At 56.1% G+C, this 16,327-nt stretch carries 14 protein-coding genes; 6 read left to right on the forward strand and 8 right to left on the reverse strand.

The features are described 5' to 3' along the window. Positions 1–207 precede the first annotated feature (207 nt). Positions 208–843, reverse strand: coding sequence for a TetR family copper-responsive transcriptional repressor ComR (comR, locus tag ACB496_RS08190; protein WP_100780567.1), 636 nt, complete (start codon positions 841–843; stop codon positions 208–210). 246 nt (positions 844–1,089) lie between these two features. On the opposite strand from comR, the gene bhsA reads away from it, so the two are divergent. Next, positions 1,090–1,347, forward strand: coding sequence for a multiple stress resistance protein BhsA (gene bhsA / locus ACB496_RS08195; RefSeq protein WP_100780566.1), 258 nt, complete (start codon positions 1,090–1,092; stop codon positions 1,345–1,347). Between the two features lie 78 nt (positions 1,348–1,425). Here bhsA and ACB496_RS08200 read toward each other — a convergent pair whose 3' ends face one another. The 3 genes from ACB496_RS08200 to ACB496_RS08210 form a co-directional block, all read right to left on the reverse strand. Further along, complete coding sequence (locus ACB496_RS08200) at positions 1,426–2,385, reverse strand: L,D-transpeptidase family protein (protein WP_371974946.1); 960 nt, start codon at positions 2,383–2,385, stop codon at positions 1,426–1,428. Positions 2,386–2,528: 143 nt separating this feature from the next. Then, the gene (gene mfd / locus ACB496_RS08205; RefSeq protein ID WP_371974947.1) at positions 2,529–5,975 is read right to left on the reverse strand and encodes a transcription-repair coupling factor; all 3,447 of its coding nucleotides are present in this window, start codon (positions 5,973–5,975) and stop codon (positions 2,529–2,531) included. A gap of 156 nt (positions 5,976–6,131) precedes the next feature. Then, positions 6,132–7,205, reverse strand: a complete 1,074-nt coding sequence (locus tag ACB496_RS08210) for an acyltransferase family protein (RefSeq protein WP_371974948.1) — start codon at positions 7,203–7,205, stop codon at positions 6,132–6,134. A gap of 268 nt (positions 7,206–7,473) precedes the next feature. On the opposite strand from ACB496_RS08210, the gene lolC reads away from it, so the two are divergent. The 5 genes from lolC to cobB are packed head-to-tail and all read left to right on the forward strand — an operon-like array spanning position 7,474 to position 12,414. Beyond that, positions 7,474–8,673, forward strand: a complete 1,200-nt coding sequence (gene lolC / locus ACB496_RS08215) for a lipoprotein-releasing ABC transporter permease subunit LolC (protein WP_100780562.1) — start codon at positions 7,474–7,476, stop codon at positions 8,671–8,673. After that, complete coding sequence (lolD, locus tag ACB496_RS08220; protein WP_100780561.1) at positions 8,666–9,367, forward strand: lipoprotein-releasing ABC transporter ATP-binding protein LolD; 702 nt, start codon at positions 8,666–8,668, stop codon at positions 9,365–9,367. Before lolC ends, lolD begins: the two co-directional genes overlap by 8 nt. Continuing rightward, positions 9,367–10,611, forward strand: a complete 1,245-nt coding sequence (gene lolE / locus ACB496_RS08225) for a lipoprotein-releasing ABC transporter permease subunit LolE (protein ID WP_102103458.1) — start codon at positions 9,367–9,369, stop codon at positions 10,609–10,611. Before lolD ends, lolE begins: the two co-directional genes overlap by 1 nt. A gap of 54 nt (positions 10,612–10,665) precedes the next feature. Then, entirely contained in the window at positions 10,666–11,577 is a 912-nt protein-coding gene (gene nagK / locus ACB496_RS08230; RefSeq protein WP_123429091.1) for an N-acetylglucosamine kinase, read from the forward strand. 15 nt (positions 11,578–11,592) lie between these two features. Continuing rightward, a complete protein-coding gene (cobB, locus tag ACB496_RS08235; RefSeq protein WP_102103460.1) occupies positions 11,593–12,414 on the forward strand; it encodes a Sir2 family NAD+-dependent deacetylase in 822 nt (273 codons plus the stop codon). 40 nt (positions 12,415–12,454) lie between these two features. Here the strand turns inward: cobB and potD are convergent, their stop codons facing one another. From potD to potA, 4 genes are read right to left on the reverse strand one after another with little or no spacing between them, the layout of a single operon-like run. Next, positions 12,455–13,501 (reverse strand): spermidine/putrescine ABC transporter substrate-binding protein PotD, encoded by a 1,047-nt coding sequence (gene potD, locus ACB496_RS08240; protein WP_102103461.1) that lies wholly within the window; start codon positions 13,499–13,501, stop codon positions 12,455–12,457. Then, a complete protein-coding gene (gene potC / locus ACB496_RS08245) occupies positions 13,498–14,289 on the reverse strand; it encodes a spermidine/putrescine ABC transporter permease PotC (protein WP_100780556.1) in 792 nt (263 codons plus the stop codon). The genes potD and potC overlap by 4 nt, the downstream gene beginning before the upstream one ends. Next, the gene (gene potB, locus ACB496_RS08250) at positions 14,286–15,143 is read right to left on the reverse strand and encodes a spermidine/putrescine ABC transporter permease PotB (RefSeq protein ID WP_102103462.1); all 858 of its coding nucleotides are present in this window, start codon (positions 15,141–15,143) and stop codon (positions 14,286–14,288) included. The genes potC and potB overlap by 4 nt, the downstream gene beginning before the upstream one ends. Further along, positions 15,127–16,263, reverse strand: a complete 1,137-nt coding sequence (potA, locus tag ACB496_RS08255; protein WP_102103463.1) for a spermidine/putrescine ABC transporter ATP-binding protein PotA — start codon at positions 16,261–16,263, stop codon at positions 15,127–15,129. Before potA ends, potB begins: the two co-directional genes overlap by 17 nt. Positions 16,264–16,327 lie beyond the last annotated feature (64 nt).

Here is a 16,327-nt window from a genome sequence, read left to right on the forward strand (position 1 = left end):
CATCATTCCTTGTTGAGCTTTTGCTCTTTGTTATCGGCAGGTCAAATCACACAATGGAAACATTGTGAAACAAATGTAAACGCGAATTTTGCCGATAAAGAGTCTCATTATCAACCCGCTGAAATAAGAGGGTTTACAGGTGAGAACGTGAAAACGAGAGGGGAAAAGGGGAAGGAAAAAGAAAAGGGCGGTTGCCCGCCCTGATAATCAGAGTTTCAGCAGTTCAGGCCACAGGCGCAGCGTGGTGCGAGAAATGCTTTGCAGCTTTTCAAGGCTTGCGCCTTCACGCGCGCTGATGGACATCCCCTGCAGGACGCAGCTTAAAAATTGCGTCAGTTCGACGGTATCGCAGTGCGCCGGAATTTCACCCCGCTTTTGGCGTTGGCTTAAAAACGCGCCCAGAGTCTCTTCCTGCATGGCGTGGCGCGATTTCACGGTATTCGCAATGTCTTTCGACGCGGCGGCAAGCGTGGCGGAGGTGTTAATCATAAAGCAGCCCGCAGGCGTATCTTTGCTGGTAAAGCAGGCGGAGATAGCCGCGAAATAATCCTGCAAAGCCTGTTCAACGGTTTTTTCTTCGCAGAATAGCTGGGCTTCATGTTTGGCCGCAAAGCGCGCGATATAGCGATCCAGCACTGCGCGGAACAGGCCTTCTTTATTGGTGAATTCTGCATACAGCGTGGGGGCTTTCGCACCTGTCGCTTCGACCAGGTCGGAGAGCGAGGTGGCTTCATACCCATGCTGCCAGAAGAGTGTCATGGCCTTATCGAGCGCCGCATCCCTGTCGAACACTTTCGGTCGGCCACGGCTTTTTTTTGCGCAACTCGTGACGTCGGTTGTCATGTGCCGTTGTACCTTTGTTGGTTTGTTGAATGACCATTATAAAAATAATAGCCTGCGCCGACCAGCACTCATTTCACAAAAATAAATTAATCATATGGGTATGAAAAATAAGAGGTTTAAAATTAATTTAATGGTCGTTATAAAATTATGTTGACGTGTGACCTGGATCACAACTATCATTTACCTATCGATCGTTAAGTAAATAACTAACGACCTCCCAAATTCATCTGTTAAAGGCTATTTATCATGAAAACCATCAATACCCTCATCGCTGCTGCTGTACTGAGTTCTCTGTCATTTGCCAGCTTCGCGGCTGTCGAAGTGCAATCCACCCCTGCTGACCAGCAGAAAGTGGGCACCATCTCTGCCAACGCAGGGACCAACCTGAGCTCACTGGAAGATCAGTTAGCGCAGAAAGCCGACGCCATGGGTGCGAAATCTTTCCGCATCACCTCTGTGACCGGTCCGAACACCCTGCACGGTACTGCGGTTATCTACAAATAAGCCTGGCTTAACCCTCATAAAGCCACTGCTAAAAAAAAGGCCCTGCGATTTCGCAGGGCCTTTTTTGTCTCTTGTGCTTTAAAGCGCTTGCTGAGCCACGTCGTGATGCGGCGTCACATCCACCGGCATACCCGAGCGCACGTCCATCGCTTTTTCCATCACCGCGCTGTCCGCGCGCGCTTTGAAGTTTTGCATTGCTGCGTTCAGGACAATCGGCAGCGTTTGCGGATCGTCGCCAATGTTTTTCGACAGCGGCTGGTGGATCTCTACCAGACGTTTTCCGCCCGGCTCTTCCGACACTTTTATCGGCGTATTGATGATATTGACCTTCGTGCCTGGGGTAATCACGCGGAACAGCGTCTCGATATCGCCGTCGCGCAGGCGAATGCAGCCTGAGCTGACGCGCATGCCGATGCCAAAGTCCGCGTTGGTTCCATGCAGCAAATAGACGCCGCCGTAGGCCGCCAGGCGAATCGCGTGATGGCCCATTGGGTTATCCGGACCTGCCGGAACCACAGCGGGCAGATCAATGCCCTGGGCTTTATAACGTGCGCGGATATTGGCCGTCGGCGTCCAGGTCGGGTTGGCGCGTTTATCCGAAACGGTGGTCACCATGGTCGGCGTTAAGGTGTCGCCGCCCAACTGACCAATTCCGATAGGGTAGACCGTCACCTCGTTTTTACCCGGCGGGTAATAGTAGAGGCGCAGTTCGGCGAGGTTAATCACCAAACCTTCGCGCGGCGCGTCAGGTAACAGGGTTTGCAACGGGATAGTCAGCACGCTGCCAGGGCGTGGCACGTAGGGATCAACGCCCGGGTTAGCCTGCAGTAACGCCAGAAAACCGACGTTATATTTTTTGGCTATCGCCTCCAGCGAACCGCCGTCATTTTCTACGACGTGAAAACGGTTTTCGCCCACCAGACGACTTCCGGCAGGGGGCAGCGGCCAGGTATTCGCACGCGCGGGCAGGGCGAGGGCGACGGTCGCCGCGAGGGCAATCAGGGTTATCCAGCGAGTAAAACGCAGAGTCATCATCACTCAATTCCATGGAAATACTAAGGTTATTGTTATTCAAAAGTTAATTGATGATTATGACCAGGGGGCGTGTCGGGAAATCAGGAGAAGTGCAAAGAGTTTGTAAATTAATGGCCGGGCGGTGATATCGCCGCCCGGCCACAGGGTTACGCCGCCGCGTTCTCTTCGAGCTGGCGCATAAAGTTACGGACCCATTCCATCCGCGTTTTGCGGTCGCTCAGTTCTTGCATGAACTTCAGACGCGTCGGCCCATCAAGGCGGAAGTGCTGCGGTTGCTTCTGCAGCAGGCCGATGAGCCACATTGGGTCGACGTGGTTCTTCTCGGCAAACTCAATCACACCGCCTTTATCATTGCCTTCCAGCTTGCGAATACCCAGTTTCTGAGCCAGCTGGCGCAGACGCGCGATATCCAGCAGGTTGCGCGCTGCATCCGGCAGCAGGCCAAAGCGGTCGATCAGCTCGACTTTGATCTCCTCAAGCTCCGCCTCATTTTTAGCACTGGCGATGCGTTTGTAGAATGACAGCCGCGTGTTGACGTCCGGGATAAAATCGTCCGGCAGCAGGGATGGCATCCGCAGTTCCACTTCCGTTTGCTGGCTGGTGAGATCTTCCAGCGACGGTTCGCGTCCCGCTTTCAGCGCATCGACGGCGTTTTCCAGCAGCTCCATGTAAAGCGAGAAGCCGATGGTTTCCATCGATCCGCTCTGGTCTTCACCGAGCAGCTCGCCTGCGCCGCGGATCTCCAGATCGTGGGTCGCCAGTGCAAAACCTGCACCCAGATCTTCCAGCGAAGCGATGGCTTCCAGACGCTTTTGCGCGTCAGTGGTCATCGCTTTCGGGTGTGGCGTCAGCAGCCAGGCGTAGGCCTGATGGTGAGAACGCCCGACACGACCGCGCAGCTGGTGGAGCTGCGCCAGGCCAAAGTGATCGGCCCGTTCGATAATGATGGTATTCGCCGTCGGAATGTCGATCCCGGTTTCGATAATGGTGGTACAGACCAGCACGTTGAAACGCTGGTGATGGAAATCGTTCATCACCCGCTCCAGCTCGCGCTCGCGCATCTGGCCGTGGCCGATGGCAATGCGCGCCTCCGGCACCAGTTCCGCCAGCTTATCCGCCGCTTTCTGGATATTTTCCACGTCGTTATAGAGGTAGTACACCTGGCCGCCGCGCAGGACTTCACGCAGAATCGCCTCGCGCACTACCAGGCTGTCGTACTCGCGGACAAAAGTTTTCACCGCCAGACGACGGGCCGGTGGAGTGGCAATGATCGACAGATCGCGCATCCCGCTCATCGCCATATTCAGCGTACGCGGGATCGGGGTCGCGGTGAGGGTCAGGATATCCACATCCGCGCGCATCGCTTTGATCCGCTCTTTGTGACGCACGCCGAAGCGGTGCTCTTCATCGACAATCAGCAGGCCCAAATCTTTCCACTTCACGTCGCTTTGCAGCAGCTTGTGGGTGCCGATCAGAATGTCGATTTTACCAACGCTTGCCTGCTCCAGAATCTGCGTCTGCTCTTTGGCGCTGCGAAAACGCGACAGCATCTCAATGCGCACCGGCCAGTTGGCAAAGCGGTCGCGGAAGTTGTCGTAGTGCTGTTGCGCCAGCAGCGTGGTGGGCACCAGCACAGCAACCTGTTTGTTGTTTTCGACGGCGAGGAAGGTCGCGCGCATCGCCACTTCGGTTTTGCCGAAGCCGACGTCGCCGCACACCAGACGGTCCATCGCCAGTGGCTGACACATATCGCTTAAGACAGCGTTGATGGCCTGAGCCTGATCCGGCGTGGTTTCAAACGGGAAGCTGTCGCAGAACAGCTGATACTGGTCTTTATCGTGTTTGAAGGCATAGCCGGATTTCGCTGCGCGCTGGGCGTAAATATCCAGCAGCTCGGCCGCCACATCACGCACTTTTTCGGCGGCTTTCTGCCGCGCGCGGGTCCAGGCATCGCTGCCCAGTTTATGCAGCGGAGCGCTCTCTTCCGCGCCACCGGCGTAGCGGCTGATCAGATGCAGAGAGGAGACCGGGACATAGAGTTTTGCGTCACCGAGATAGGTGATCATCAGATATTCGGCGGTGATCCCGCCCGCTTCGAGGGTGGTCATTCCCGCGTAGCGTCCCACGCCGTGCTCGAGATGCACAATCGGCTGGCCGACGTGCAGCTCGGCCAGGTTGCGAATCAGTGTGTCCGGGTTAATGGTGCGACGATTGTCCTGTCGACGACGCGCCACGCGCTCGCCAAGGAGATCGCTTTCGCAGATCAGCGCCCGATTATTCAGGGTATCGATAAAACCGTGCTCGGCAGAGCCAATCATCAGATAGCGGCCGTTATCGGCGGCTTCGTCGAGACGCAGGATCCGTTTTGGCGACACTTTGATGCGCGCCAGCAGTTCGCCCAGCGCCTCGCGACGGCCCTCACTTTCGACCGAGAAAATCACCGGGCCGGTAAAGGATTCGAGAAACTTGCGCAGATTATCCAGTGGCGATTTTTGCTGCGCCTGAACGGACAGGTCCGGCAGCGTCTTAAACGCCAGGTTAGTGTTCGCGGCTTTGTCCGGCAGACTCTCCGTTTTGAGCTGTACGCGCGGCCATTTTTTCAGCTCTGAAAACAGTTCGTCGGTGCGTAACCACAGCTGCTCTGGCGGCAACAGCGGGCGCATCGGGTCGACGCCACGGTTTTCAAAACGGGCGCGGGTTTCGCTCTCAAAGCGGGTGGCGCTGGCGTCGAGATCGCCGGTATTGACGATCAGGGTTTTGGCCGGGAAATAGCTGAACAGGGCCGGAAGCGGCTCGCTGAAGAACAGCGGCTGCCAGTATTCAATGCCTGCGGGCAGGGTGCCTTTGCTCACCTGCTGATAGATATGCTCGGCGTCACGCTTCACATCGAACTTATCGCGCCACTGGCTGCGGAACAGTTCGATGGCGGTTTTGTCCGTCGGGAATTCGTGGGCAGGCAGTAAATTGATTGCCTCAACCTCTTCCAGCGTGCGCTGGGTGTCCGGGTCGAATACCCGCAGGCTGTCGATTTCATCATCAAAGAAATCCAGACGGTACGGCTGATCGCTGCCCATCGGGTAGAGATCCAGCAGCGCGCCGCGCGTGGCGTATTCGCCGTGCTCCATCACCTGGTCGACGTGGCGATAGCCTGCGCTGTCGAGCTGCGCACGCAGGGCATCGCGCGACAGGCGCTGGCCTTTTTTCATCACCAGCGCGTGGCCGTGCAGGTAGCTGTGCGGACACACGCGCTGCATCAGGGTATTCACCGGAACGATCAACACCCCGCGCTGCATCGACGGCAGCTGATAGAGGGTGGAGAGGCGCGAGGAGATAATCTCCTGATGGGGGGAAAAACTGTCGTAGGGCAGGGTTTCCCAGTCGGCCAGGTTAAACACCAGGCTGTCGGTAAACTGGCGGATCTCGTCGTGCAGACGGAGCGCGTTTTGCATATCGGGGGCAACCAGCACCACCGGGCCCGCGTGGCGCTCAGCGATCTCTGCGACCAGCGTGGCGCAGGCGGCGCCCGTCAGTTCGCCTAGCTGGCGCTGGTCACCCGCTTTGCCGGGCAGGGAATAACGGTATTGTTCAGGCATGGCTTTGTCAGAATCTCTTATGGATATATACCCTAAACACAGTATTGGGGCATATCACTGATACGCAATGTCTTTATTATCCTTGATCGTTTTACATTAGCAAACCGGAACCGCACACAGGGTGAATTCGCCCTCGAATGAGGGCGAGGGGAAGTATTATCGGGTCGCCTCAATCGGCGCGAGACGGGCGGGAGGGGCAAAGAAAAGGTCGCCAAACAGCGCGCTGGAGACTTTTCGCGCGCCCAGTCCGAACAGCGTACAGACCAGCAGGCTGACGAACGGATAGACCAGAATCAGGGTCAGTTCCGCCCAGACCGGCCAGTTACCGCCGTTAAGTTCGCCAATCAGGAACAGGCTAAAACCTTCGATCAAAATGCGATGCGTGGTATAGATCGCAATGGTGTTCGAGCCGACGATGTTCAGCAGATTATTCGGGTGGACGGCGTAACGTTGCTCAATGCTGTAAAACAGTTTCATAATCAGCAGAATCGACAGAAGCGACAGCAGCAGGGGAATGTTGGCAAACCACAGCACCACGGAGACCCCACCGAACGCCACTATCGGCAGCCAGTAGCGGCGTATCACCATCCCTTTCATCCACTCCATCAGCTGCGCGCCGTACCAGGCACCGAGACTGTAGTAGATCATGTTACGCACTACGCTGTTCATGCCCCACCAGGGCAGCGGCAGGAAGTTGATCGCCACGCTCGCCAGGGCCAGCACCGCGAGCACCGGCAGTTTCCAGCGGCTGAGCAATTTACAGAGGGTGAAATAGACGATCAGCGCATACAGATACCAGAGGCTGGTGCTGGCGGTGAGCATGCCGCGAATAAATTCGCTTATCGAACCGGCGTAGGCGGCGTTGGAAGAGGTGGCTAATTCACGCTCCGGCGCAAGCCAGGCGTTAATATGGCTCAGCGCCTGCCACTGCAACACGCCCCACAGCGCCAGTACCCAGACGATGCTCCAGATCCGCTTATCGAAGCTGACCCGCCAGCCGACGTCATCAATGTAGCGACGAATCAAATAGCCCGAAATGAAGAAAAACACCGGCATGCGAAAAGGTGCGAGATAGAGATTAAAATAGACCCAGCATTTGGCGAGCAGACCGGAAAGCGGATGCTGTAGCCCGCTTAGATGAGGATAAAAGGTGATCACCGAGTGGTAAATCACCACCAGGCAGATGCACAGCCCTTTTATCTGATTAATCCATAATGCTTTTTGTTTCATCGGTCTTTAATACCTGTTTTGCCATAAAGAAGGCGTTAATCCTGGGCGAACCGGCGTGAGATGTAATCAGTAAGAGTCTGTATCAGGACGATTTTCAGAAAAGGTGGAGAAGGGCGCGGGCGTAATGAGAGGCCGATCGACAAGTAGCCTGATGATTTTTCTTGTTTTTTCGCCAAAATCATTACCAAAGCTTACGGTTTCAGTCATTTACGCTTAACGGATTCGCTTATATACTCGTGGGTCTGCTATCAGCAACCAGACGGATTTCATGTATCAACCTGTCGCACTCTTTATAGGCTTACGTTACATGCGTGGGCGCGCCGCGGACCGCTTCGGTCGCTTTGTCTCCTGGCTTTCCACTATTGGCATTACGCTTGGCGTGATGGCTTTAGTGACGGTTCTGTCCGTGATGAATGGCTTCGAGCGCGAGCTGCAAAACAACATCCTGGGACTGATGCCGCAGGCGGTTCTCTCTTCCTCTCAGGGCTCCATTAATCCGCAACAGCTGCCCGAAAGCGCCGTGAAGTTACAGGGCGTCAGCCGTATTGCGCCGCTGACAACGGGTGACGTGGTGCTGCAAAGCGCGCGCAGCGTGTCGGTGGGGGTGATGCTGGGCATCGATCCGGCGCAGAAAGATCCGCTCACCCCGTATCTGGTTAACGTCAAACAGACCGATCTTGAGCCGGGCAAATACAACGTTATTCTCGGCGAGCAGCTCGCCGGACAGCTTGGCGTCAACCGTGGCGATCAGCTGCGCGTGATGGTGCCGTCGGCCAGCCAGTTCACCCCGATGGGGCGCTTGCCGAGCCAGCGCCTGTTCAACGTGATCGGCACCTTCGCCGCTAACAGCGAAGTCGACGGCTATCAAATGCTGGTGAATATTCAGGACGCCTCCCGCCTGATGCGTTATCCGTTGGGTAACATCAGCGGCTGGCGTTTGTGGCTCAACGAACCGCTAAAAGTGGACGTTCTGAGCGAGCAAAAACTTCCGGAAGGTACCAAATGGCAGGACTGGCGCGAGCGTAAAGGCGAGCTGTTCCAGGCCGTGCGCATGGAAAAGAATATGATGGGCCTGCTGCTAAGCCTGATCGTCGCCGTGGCCGCGTTTAACATCATCACGTCGCTTGGCCTGATGGTGATGGAAAAGCAGGGCGAAGTGGCGATCCTGCAAACCCAGGGGCTGACGCCGCGCCAGATTATGGCGGTGTTTATGGTTCAGGGGGCGAGCGCCGGGATTATCGGGGCGCTGCTGGGTGCCGTACTGGGTGCGCTGCTCGCCAGCCAGCTCAATAATTTGATGCCGATTATCGGCATTCTGCTCGACGGTGCCGCGCTGCCGGTGGCGATCGAGCCGCTGCAGGTCGTGGGTATTGCGCTGGTCGCGATGGCCATTGCGCTGCTCTCTACGCTTTATCCTTCCTGGCGCGCCGCCGCCACTCAACCCGCTGAGGCTTTACGTTATGAATAAGATCCTGTTGCAATGCGACAACCTGTCCAAACGCTATCAGGAAGGCACCGTGCAGACCGATGTCCTGCATGAGGTCAGTTTCAGCGTAGGCGAAGGCGAAATGATGGCGATTGTCGGTAGCTCCGGCTCGGGCAAAAGTACCTTGCTGCACCTGCTGGGCGGGCTGGATACGCCGACCTCCGGCGATGTGATCTTCTCCGGCCAGCCGATGAGCAAAATGACGTCGACGGCGAAAGCCGATCTGCGTAATCAGTCCCTTGGTTTTATTTACCAGTTCCACCACCTGCTGCCTGATTTCACCGCGCTGGAAAACGTCGCGATGCCGCTGCTGATTGGCAAAAAGAAACCGGCAGAGATCAACACCCGCGCCAGCGACATGCTGAAAGCCGTTGGCCTCGGCCATCGCGGGAACCATCGTCCGTCTGAGCTTTCCGGTGGCGAACGTCAGCGTGTGGCGATTGCCCGTGCGCTGGTGAATAACCCGCGTCTGGTGCTGGCGGACGAACCGACCGGTAACCTTGACGCGCGCAACGCAGACAGCATTTTCCAGCTCCTCGGGGAACTGAACGCCTCCCAGGGAACGGCGTTCCTGGTGGTGACCCACGATCTGCAGCTGGCGCGACGCATGAGCCGTCAGCTGGAGATGCGTGACGGTCGTCTGACGGCGGAACTGACCCTGATGGGAGCCGAGTAATGGCGTCATCGTTATCCTTATTGATCGGTATGCGCTTTAGCCGTGGCCGCCGTCGCGGCGGCATGGTGTCCCTGATTTCCGTGATCTCTACCGTGGGTATCGCGCTCGGCGTGGCGGTGCTGATCGTCGGCTTAAGCGCGATGAACGGCTTTGAACGTGAGCTTAATAACCGCATTCTGGCGGTCGTTCCGCACGGCGAAATTGAACCGGTGAATCAGCCGTGGACCCACTGGAGCGAGGCGCTCACGAAAGTGGAAAAGGTGCCGGGCATTGTGGCCGCAGCACCCTACATCAACTTTACCGGCCTGGTGGAGAGCGGAGCGAATCTGCGCGCCATTCAGGTGAAAGGGGTGAATCCGCAGCAGGAGGCGCGTTTGAGCGCGTTGCCACAGTTTGTGCAGAACGGCGCGTGGGCGAACTTTAAAGCGGGTGAGCAGCAGATTATCATCGGCAAAGGTGTCGCGGATGCGCTGAAGGTGAAGCAGGGCGACTGGGTGTCGATCATGATCCCGAACGCCAGTGCCGATCACAAACTCCAGCAGCCGAAGCGCGTGCGTCTGCACGTGACCGGGATTTTAGCCCTGAGCGGTCAGCTCGATCATAGCTTTGCGATGGTCCCGCTGGACGATGCGCGTCAGTACCTGGATATGGCGGACAGCGTCACCGGTATCGCCATTAAGGTCAACGACGTCTTTAACGCGAATAAACTGGTGCGCGACGCCGGTGGTGTGACCAACAACTATGTCTATATCAAAAGCTGGATTGGCACCTACGGCTATATGTATCGCGATATCCAGATGATCCGCGCCATTATGTATCTGGCGATGGTGCTGGTGATTGGCGTGGCCTGTTTTAACATCGTCTCGACGCTGGTGATGGCCGTTAAAGACAAAAGCAGCGACATTGCCGTTCTGCGCACGCTGGGCGCGAAAGACGGTCTTATTCGTGCCATTTTCGTCTGGTATGGTCTGCTGGCGGGTCTGTTTGGCAGCCTCTGCGGCGTGGTGATCGGCGTGGTGGTTTCTCTGCAGCTGACGCCGATTATCAACGGCATTGAAAAGCTGATTGGTCATCAATTCCTGTCGGGTGACATCTATTTTATTGACTTCCTGCCGTCTGAATTGCACTGGCTGGACGTTATTTATGTGCTGGTTACAGCACTTTTACTGAGTCTGCTGGCAAGCTGGTATCCAGCGCGTCGCGCAAGCCGAATTGATCCGGCGAGGGTGCTAAGTGGCCAGTAATTACGTCATGATTTAGCGGTTTTCGGGCCGCCAAATCAGAAAGAGGAATGCGTTATGTATTATGGATTTGATATTGGCGGCACTAAAATTGCGCTCGGCGTATTTGATGAACAGCTCAAATTGCAGTGGGAAACCCGTGTTCCCACGCCGCGCGACAGTTACGACGATTTTCTGAACGCGATCGCCGCCCTGGTGACCGACGCAGACACCCGTTTTGGCGTGAAAGGCTCCGTGGGGATCGGTATTCCGGGGATGCCGGAAACCGACGACGGTACGCTCTACGCCGCCAACGTGCCTGCCGCCAGCGGCAAACCGTTGCGCGCCGATCTCTCTGCTCTTCTTGAACGCGATGTGCGTCTCGACAACGATGCCAACTGCTTTGCCCTCTCCGAAGCCTGGGACGATGAGTTCCGTCAGTACCCTTTAGTCATGGGGCTGATTCTGGGGACGGGCGTCGGCGGCGGGATTATCATTAACGGCAAGCCGATTACCGGTCGCAGTTATATTACCGGTGAGTTCGGCCATATCCGCCTGCCGGTGGATGCGCTGGAGGTGGTCGGGCGTGATTTTCCCCTGACCCGCTGCGGCTGTGGGCAGCACGGTTGCATTGAGAATTATCTTTCCGGTCGTGGGTTTGCATGGCTTTACGAACACTTCTATCATCAGAAACGTGAAGCGCCGGAAATCATCACCTTGTGGGAGCAGGGCGATGAACAGGCCCGCGAACACGTTGAGCGCTATCTTGATCTGCTGGCGGTGTGTCTGGGCAATATTCTGACCATTGTCGATCCCGATTTACTGGTGATCGGTGGCGGGTTATCCAACTTTTCGGCGATCACGGAGCATTTGTCCGGGCGACTGCCCCGACATTTGCTGCCGGTCGCCCGCGTACCGCGTATTGAACGTGCGCGTCATGGGGATGCCGGAGGCATGCGCGGTGCGGCATTCCTTCATCTCACCCGCTAGTTATACGAGGTTTTTATGCTGTCGCGTCGGTTAGGTCGACTGAGCCGTTTTCGCAAAAATAAACGCCGCCTGCGTGAGCGCTTGCGCCAGCGGATTTTTTTCAGAGACAGGGTGATGCCAGAAGGTATGGAAAAGCCAAGAGTCGTGGTACTGACCGGGGCGGGGATCTCCGCCGAGTCCGGGATCCGGACGTTTCGCGCCACGGATGGATTGTGGGAAGAACATCGCGTCGAAGACGTAGCAACGCCGGAAGGCTTTGCCCGTAATCCTGAGCTGGTGCAGACGTTCTATAATGACCGCCGCCGTCAGCTACAGTCGCCGGAGATTGCGCCCAATGCGGCGCATCTGGCGCTGGCGAAGCTGGAAGAGGCGCTGGGCGACCGCTTTCTGCTGGTGACGCAGAATATCGATAACCTGCATGAACGCGCCGGGAATCACAATATCATCCACATGCACGGCGAGCTGCTGAAAGTGCGCTGCGCGTGGAGCGGTCAGGTCCTCGACTGGACCGGTGATATCACGCTCGATGACAAGTGCCATTGCTGTCAGTTCCCGTCACCTCTGCGTCCACACGTGGTGTGGTTCGGCGAAATGCCGCTGGGTATGGACGAGATCTACAGCGCGCTGGCAATGGCAGATGTATTTATTGCGATTGGCACGTCAGGGCATGTCTATCCGGCGGCGGGTTTTGTGCATGAAGCACGGCTGCACGGTGCGCACACGGTTGAGCTGAATCTGGAACCGAGCCAGGTCGGCAGCGAGTTTGAAGAGAAACAGTATGGTCTGGCGAGCGTTGTGGTGCCAGATTTTGTTGAAAAGCTCTTGAAGGGATTGTAATTTTCCCGGCCCTCTTCGTATGGAAGAGGGCCGGTTAACGCTATCGGCCTGCTTTTAACTTCTGATAATACTCTTCATAAATGCGGCTCGCGTCGCCCACATCGTTTTGCCATTCGCCTTTCTTCACGGTTTCCGCATCCGGATACAGTGATTTATCGTTCGCCACCTCTGGGCTAAGCAGTTTGCGTGCCGCCAGATTTGGCGTCGGATAGCCAATGGTTTCCGCCACCTGTTTTGCCACTTCAGGGCGCAGCAGGAAGTTAATCAGCTTCATCGCACCGTCGACGTTTTTAGCGTTAGACGGAATCGAAAGGCTGTCCATCCAGAAGATCCCGCCTTCTTTCGGCCAGACGACCTGAAGCGGCGTACCGGCCTGACGCGCGACGTACGCAGAACCGTTCCACACCATCCCCAGATTCACTTCGCCTTCCATATACGGGTTAGCCGGGTTATCGGAGTTAAACGCTGCCACGTTTGGCATCAGTTTTTTCAGCTCGTTATAGGCCGCTTCGATCTCTTTCGGGTCGGTGCTGTTACCGGAATAGCCCAGTTTGCGTAGCGCCATCTGGAACACTTCGCGCGCATCGTCCGTCAGCAGCAGGCTGCCTTTGTACTCCGGTTTCCACAGGTCAGCCCAGCTGGTGACGGTTTTCGGGTCGATCTCGTCGCTGTTCACGCCGATGGCGGTTGCACCCCAGATGTAGGGGATAGAGTAGTCATTATTCGGGTCGAACGGCTTGTTCAGCATCTCCGGATCGAGGTTGCCGAAATGGGTTAATTTCGTCTTGTCGATCTTCTGGATCATGCCCTCTTTGCGCATTTTGTCGACGAAATAGGTGGAGGGCACCACTACATCATAGGCGCCGTCTTTGTAGGTTTTGAGCTTGGCGTACATGGTTTCATTCGACTCGTAGGTCGAATAGATCACCTTGATCCCCGTCTCTTTGGTGAACTGTTCAAGCAGGCCTGGCGGCACATACTCGGTCCAGTTGTAGAAGTAGAGCGTCTTACTGTCGTCCGCGTGCGCGGCGCTCATGCCGATTGCGAGAGCACCTGCCGCGAGCAGGTGGCGTGACCATTTTTTCATTTTAACGTCCCCTGAGATTTCGTTGTATCACGAGCAATAATCTGGCTGGCAATCACCATCACCAGCGATAACACCAACAGAATCGTCGCCAGCGCGTTCACCTCCGGTGACACACCGACTTTCACCATGGAGTAGATTTTCAATGGCAGAATTTCATAGCTCGGCCCGGTGACAAAGGATGAGACCACCACGTCGTCCATCGACAGCGTGAAGCTCAAAAGCCATCCGGCAGCGACCGCCGGCATTGCCAGCGGCAGAATGATTTTGCGCAGAATGGTCATCTCACTCGCCCCCAGATCCTTCGCCGCTTCGAGCATTCGCACGTCAAAGCCCTTCAGTCGCGAGTAAACCGTCACCACCACGAAGGGCAGGCAGAAGGTGATGTGCGAAAAGAGCAGCGACCAGAAGCCAAGCTGCAGGCCGATGAGCATAAACAACACCAGCAGTGAAATCGCCATCACGATATCCGGCGACATCATCACCACAAACAGCATTCCGCTAACGAAAGGTTTACCGCGAAAACGGTAGCGATAGAGCGCCACGGCGGTCAGTGAGCCAATCAGCGTGGCGAAGGTCGCCGACGCGATCGCCATCGTCAGTGAGTGCTGTGCTGCCTGCAGCAGGCTGTCGTTGTTCATCAGCAGGCTATACCAGTTGGTGGTAAAGCCTTGCCAGTTGATCCCGAAACGTGAACTGTTAAACGAGTTCACGATCAAAATGATAATCGGAATATAAAGATAGGCGTAAATGGCGGTCATAAAACCGCCACGCAGCAGACGACCGATCATTCGAGATCTCCCTGTTTATTCAGCCAGCGGGAGGCGCGCCAGTAGACGAGCAGCATCAGGCCCATCACTACCGTCAGTGTAATGCTGGTGGCAGAGCCGAACGGCCAGTCGCGAATGTTCAGGAACTGACTTTTTATCACGTTGCCGATCAGCAGATTTTTCGCACCGCCCATCAGATCGGAGACGTAAAACAGCCCCATCGCCGGGAGCATCACCAGCAGACAGCCGGCAATAATGCCCGGCATGGTGAGCGGAATGATGATCCTGAGGAAGGTTTGCAGTTTGCTGGCACCCAGATCGCGTGCCGCTTCGAGCAGCGGTTTGTCGAGCTTTTCGATACTGGAGTAGAGCGGCATCACCATAAACGGCAGCAGAATATAGACCAGACCGATAATCACCGCGCTCGGGGTAAACATGATGCGGATCGGCGTATCAATCACCCCCAGCCACAGCAGAAACTCGTTCAGATAGCCTTTGGTACTGAGGAAAATCTTCAGGCCGTAGATGCGAATCAGTGAATTGGTCCAGAAGGGAACAATCAGCAGAAACAGCAGCAGCGGACGGACTTTTTGCGGCAGCCGGGCCAGAAACCAGGCGAAGGGATAGCCCAGCACCAGGCAGGCGAGGGTCGCAATCAGCGCCATGTTGAGTGAATGCAGCAGGACCTCAAAGTAGAGCGGGTCCAGCAGGCGTGCGTAGTTATCCAGCGTAAAGACCAGCTTGACGAAACTGGCGTCGTCGCGGGTCAAAAAACTGGTGCCAATGATCATCAGGTTGGGGAGGAAAACAAACAACACAAGCCAACCCACGATCGTGGCGATCACCACATTCTGGAATTTACTGGTGTTCTTCATCGGCCAGCACAACCTCCCAGCTCTCTACCCAGTTAACGACCATTTTCTGATCGAGCGGATGGTCAAAGTCCGGATCGTCCTCGTTAAAGAACTCGCTGACCATCACCATTTTGCCATTCTCCAGCTCAACCACCGACTCCAGCGTCATCCCTTTGTAGTTACGCTCGCGGATGTAGCCAATAAGGCCTTCCGCCTCGGCGGTGTCGTGGATTTCATCGACGCGCAGATCTTCCGGGCGTAGCATCACGTTGAGTTTCTGGCCCTTTTCGACCGCAAAATTAACGTAAATATTGCACTCGCGACCTTCGACGCTGGCGCGCACGCGCTGTTCGTCGAGACGCTCAATGACCGTAGCGTCAAAGATATTGATCTCGCCAATGAAGCTCGCCACAAACAGGTTTTTCGGCTCTTCGTAGATTTCACGCGGCGTGCCATCCTGCTCAATCTTACCGTCGCGCATCACCACGATACGGTCCGACATGGTCAGAGCCTCTTCCTGATCGTGGGTGACGAACACAAAGGTAATGCCGAGCTTACGCTGCAACGCCTTCAGCTCGTTCTGCATCTGTTTGCGCAGCTTGTAATCGAGCGCGGAGAGGGACTCATCCAGCAGCAGCAGGCGGGGTTTGTTGACCACGGCGCGCGCAATGGCGACGCGCTGTTGCTGCCCGCCGGAGAGCTGATGCGGTTTGCGTTGGGCGAACTCGTCGAGCTGAACCATCCGCAGGGCGTCGTTCACCCGTGGTGTTATCTGATCGGCAGGGGTTTTCTGCATGCGCAGGCCGAATGCCACGTTTTCGAACACGGTCATGTGCGGGAAAAGGGCGTAGCTCTGGAAGACGGTATTAACGTGACGATGTTCAGCGGGAACATCGGTGATGTTCTGATTTTCGAGATGAATATGGCCGTTGTCGACACTTTCCAGTCCGGCAATCAGGCGCAGAACGGTTGTCTTGCCGCAGCCCGAGGGGCCTAGCAGCGTGAGAAACTCACCGTTATTGATAGTCAGGTTAAGATCGTCAATGACGGTTTTACCATCGAAACTTTTGCTGATCCCCGACAGAAGAACCAGCGGTGACAGTGTTCCCGGTTGTGTATTCAATTTTTGGCGCTGTCCCATATAAACGCGTCGGTGGGTTTACCGACTGCGGGGTTTGTGTGTAACCACCTTGGTGACTCTTAAT

The sequence above is a fragment of the Lelliottia nimipressuralis genome (assembly GCF_041464075.1).
Taxonomy (GTDB): Bacteria; Pseudomonadota; Gammaproteobacteria; order Enterobacterales; family Enterobacteriaceae; genus Enterobacter; species Enterobacter nimipressuralis.

Excerpts from the sequence above, each read along its gene's own strand:
- mfd (WP_371974947.1), bottom strand. The coding sequence starts at position 5,975 with ATGCCTGAACAATACCGTTATTCCCTGCCCGGCAAAGCGGGTGACCAG.
- potD (WP_102103461.1), bottom strand. The coding sequence starts at position 13,501 with ATGAAAAAATGGTCACGCCACCTGCTCGCGGCAGGTGCTCTCGCAATC.
- ACB496_RS08210 (WP_371974948.1), bottom strand. The coding sequence starts at position 7,205 with ATGAAACAAAAAGCATTATGGATTAATCAGATAAAAGGGCTGTGCATC.
- potB (WP_102103462.1), bottom strand. The coding sequence starts at position 15,143 with ATGAAGAACACCAGTAAATTCCAGAATGTGGTGATCGCCACGATCGTG.
- potA (WP_102103463.1), bottom strand. The coding sequence starts at position 16,263 with ATGGGACAGCGCCAAAAATTGAATACACAACCGGGAACACTGTCACCG.
- potC (WP_100780556.1), bottom strand. The coding sequence starts at position 14,289 with ATGATCGGTCGTCTGCTGCGTGGCGGTTTTATGACCGCCATTTACGCC.
- lolD (WP_100780561.1), top strand. The coding sequence starts at position 8,666 with ATGAATAAGATCCTGTTGCAATGCGACAACCTGTCCAAACGCTATCAG.
- nagK (WP_123429091.1), top strand. The coding sequence starts at position 10,666 with ATGTATTATGGATTTGATATTGGCGGCACTAAAATTGCGCTCGGCGTA.
- comR (WP_100780567.1), bottom strand. The coding sequence starts at position 843 with ATGACAACCGACGTCACGAGTTGCGCAAAAAAAAGCCGTGGCCGACCG.
- cobB (WP_102103460.1), top strand. The coding sequence starts at position 11,593 with ATGCTGTCGCGTCGGTTAGGTCGACTGAGCCGTTTTCGCAAAAATAAA.
- bhsA (WP_100780566.1), top strand. The coding sequence starts at position 1,090 with ATGAAAACCATCAATACCCTCATCGCTGCTGCTGTACTGAGTTCTCTG.
- lolE (WP_102103458.1), top strand. The coding sequence starts at position 9,367 with ATGGCGTCATCGTTATCCTTATTGATCGGTATGCGCTTTAGCCGTGGC.
- lolC (WP_100780562.1), top strand. The coding sequence starts at position 7,474 with ATGTATCAACCTGTCGCACTCTTTATAGGCTTACGTTACATGCGTGGG.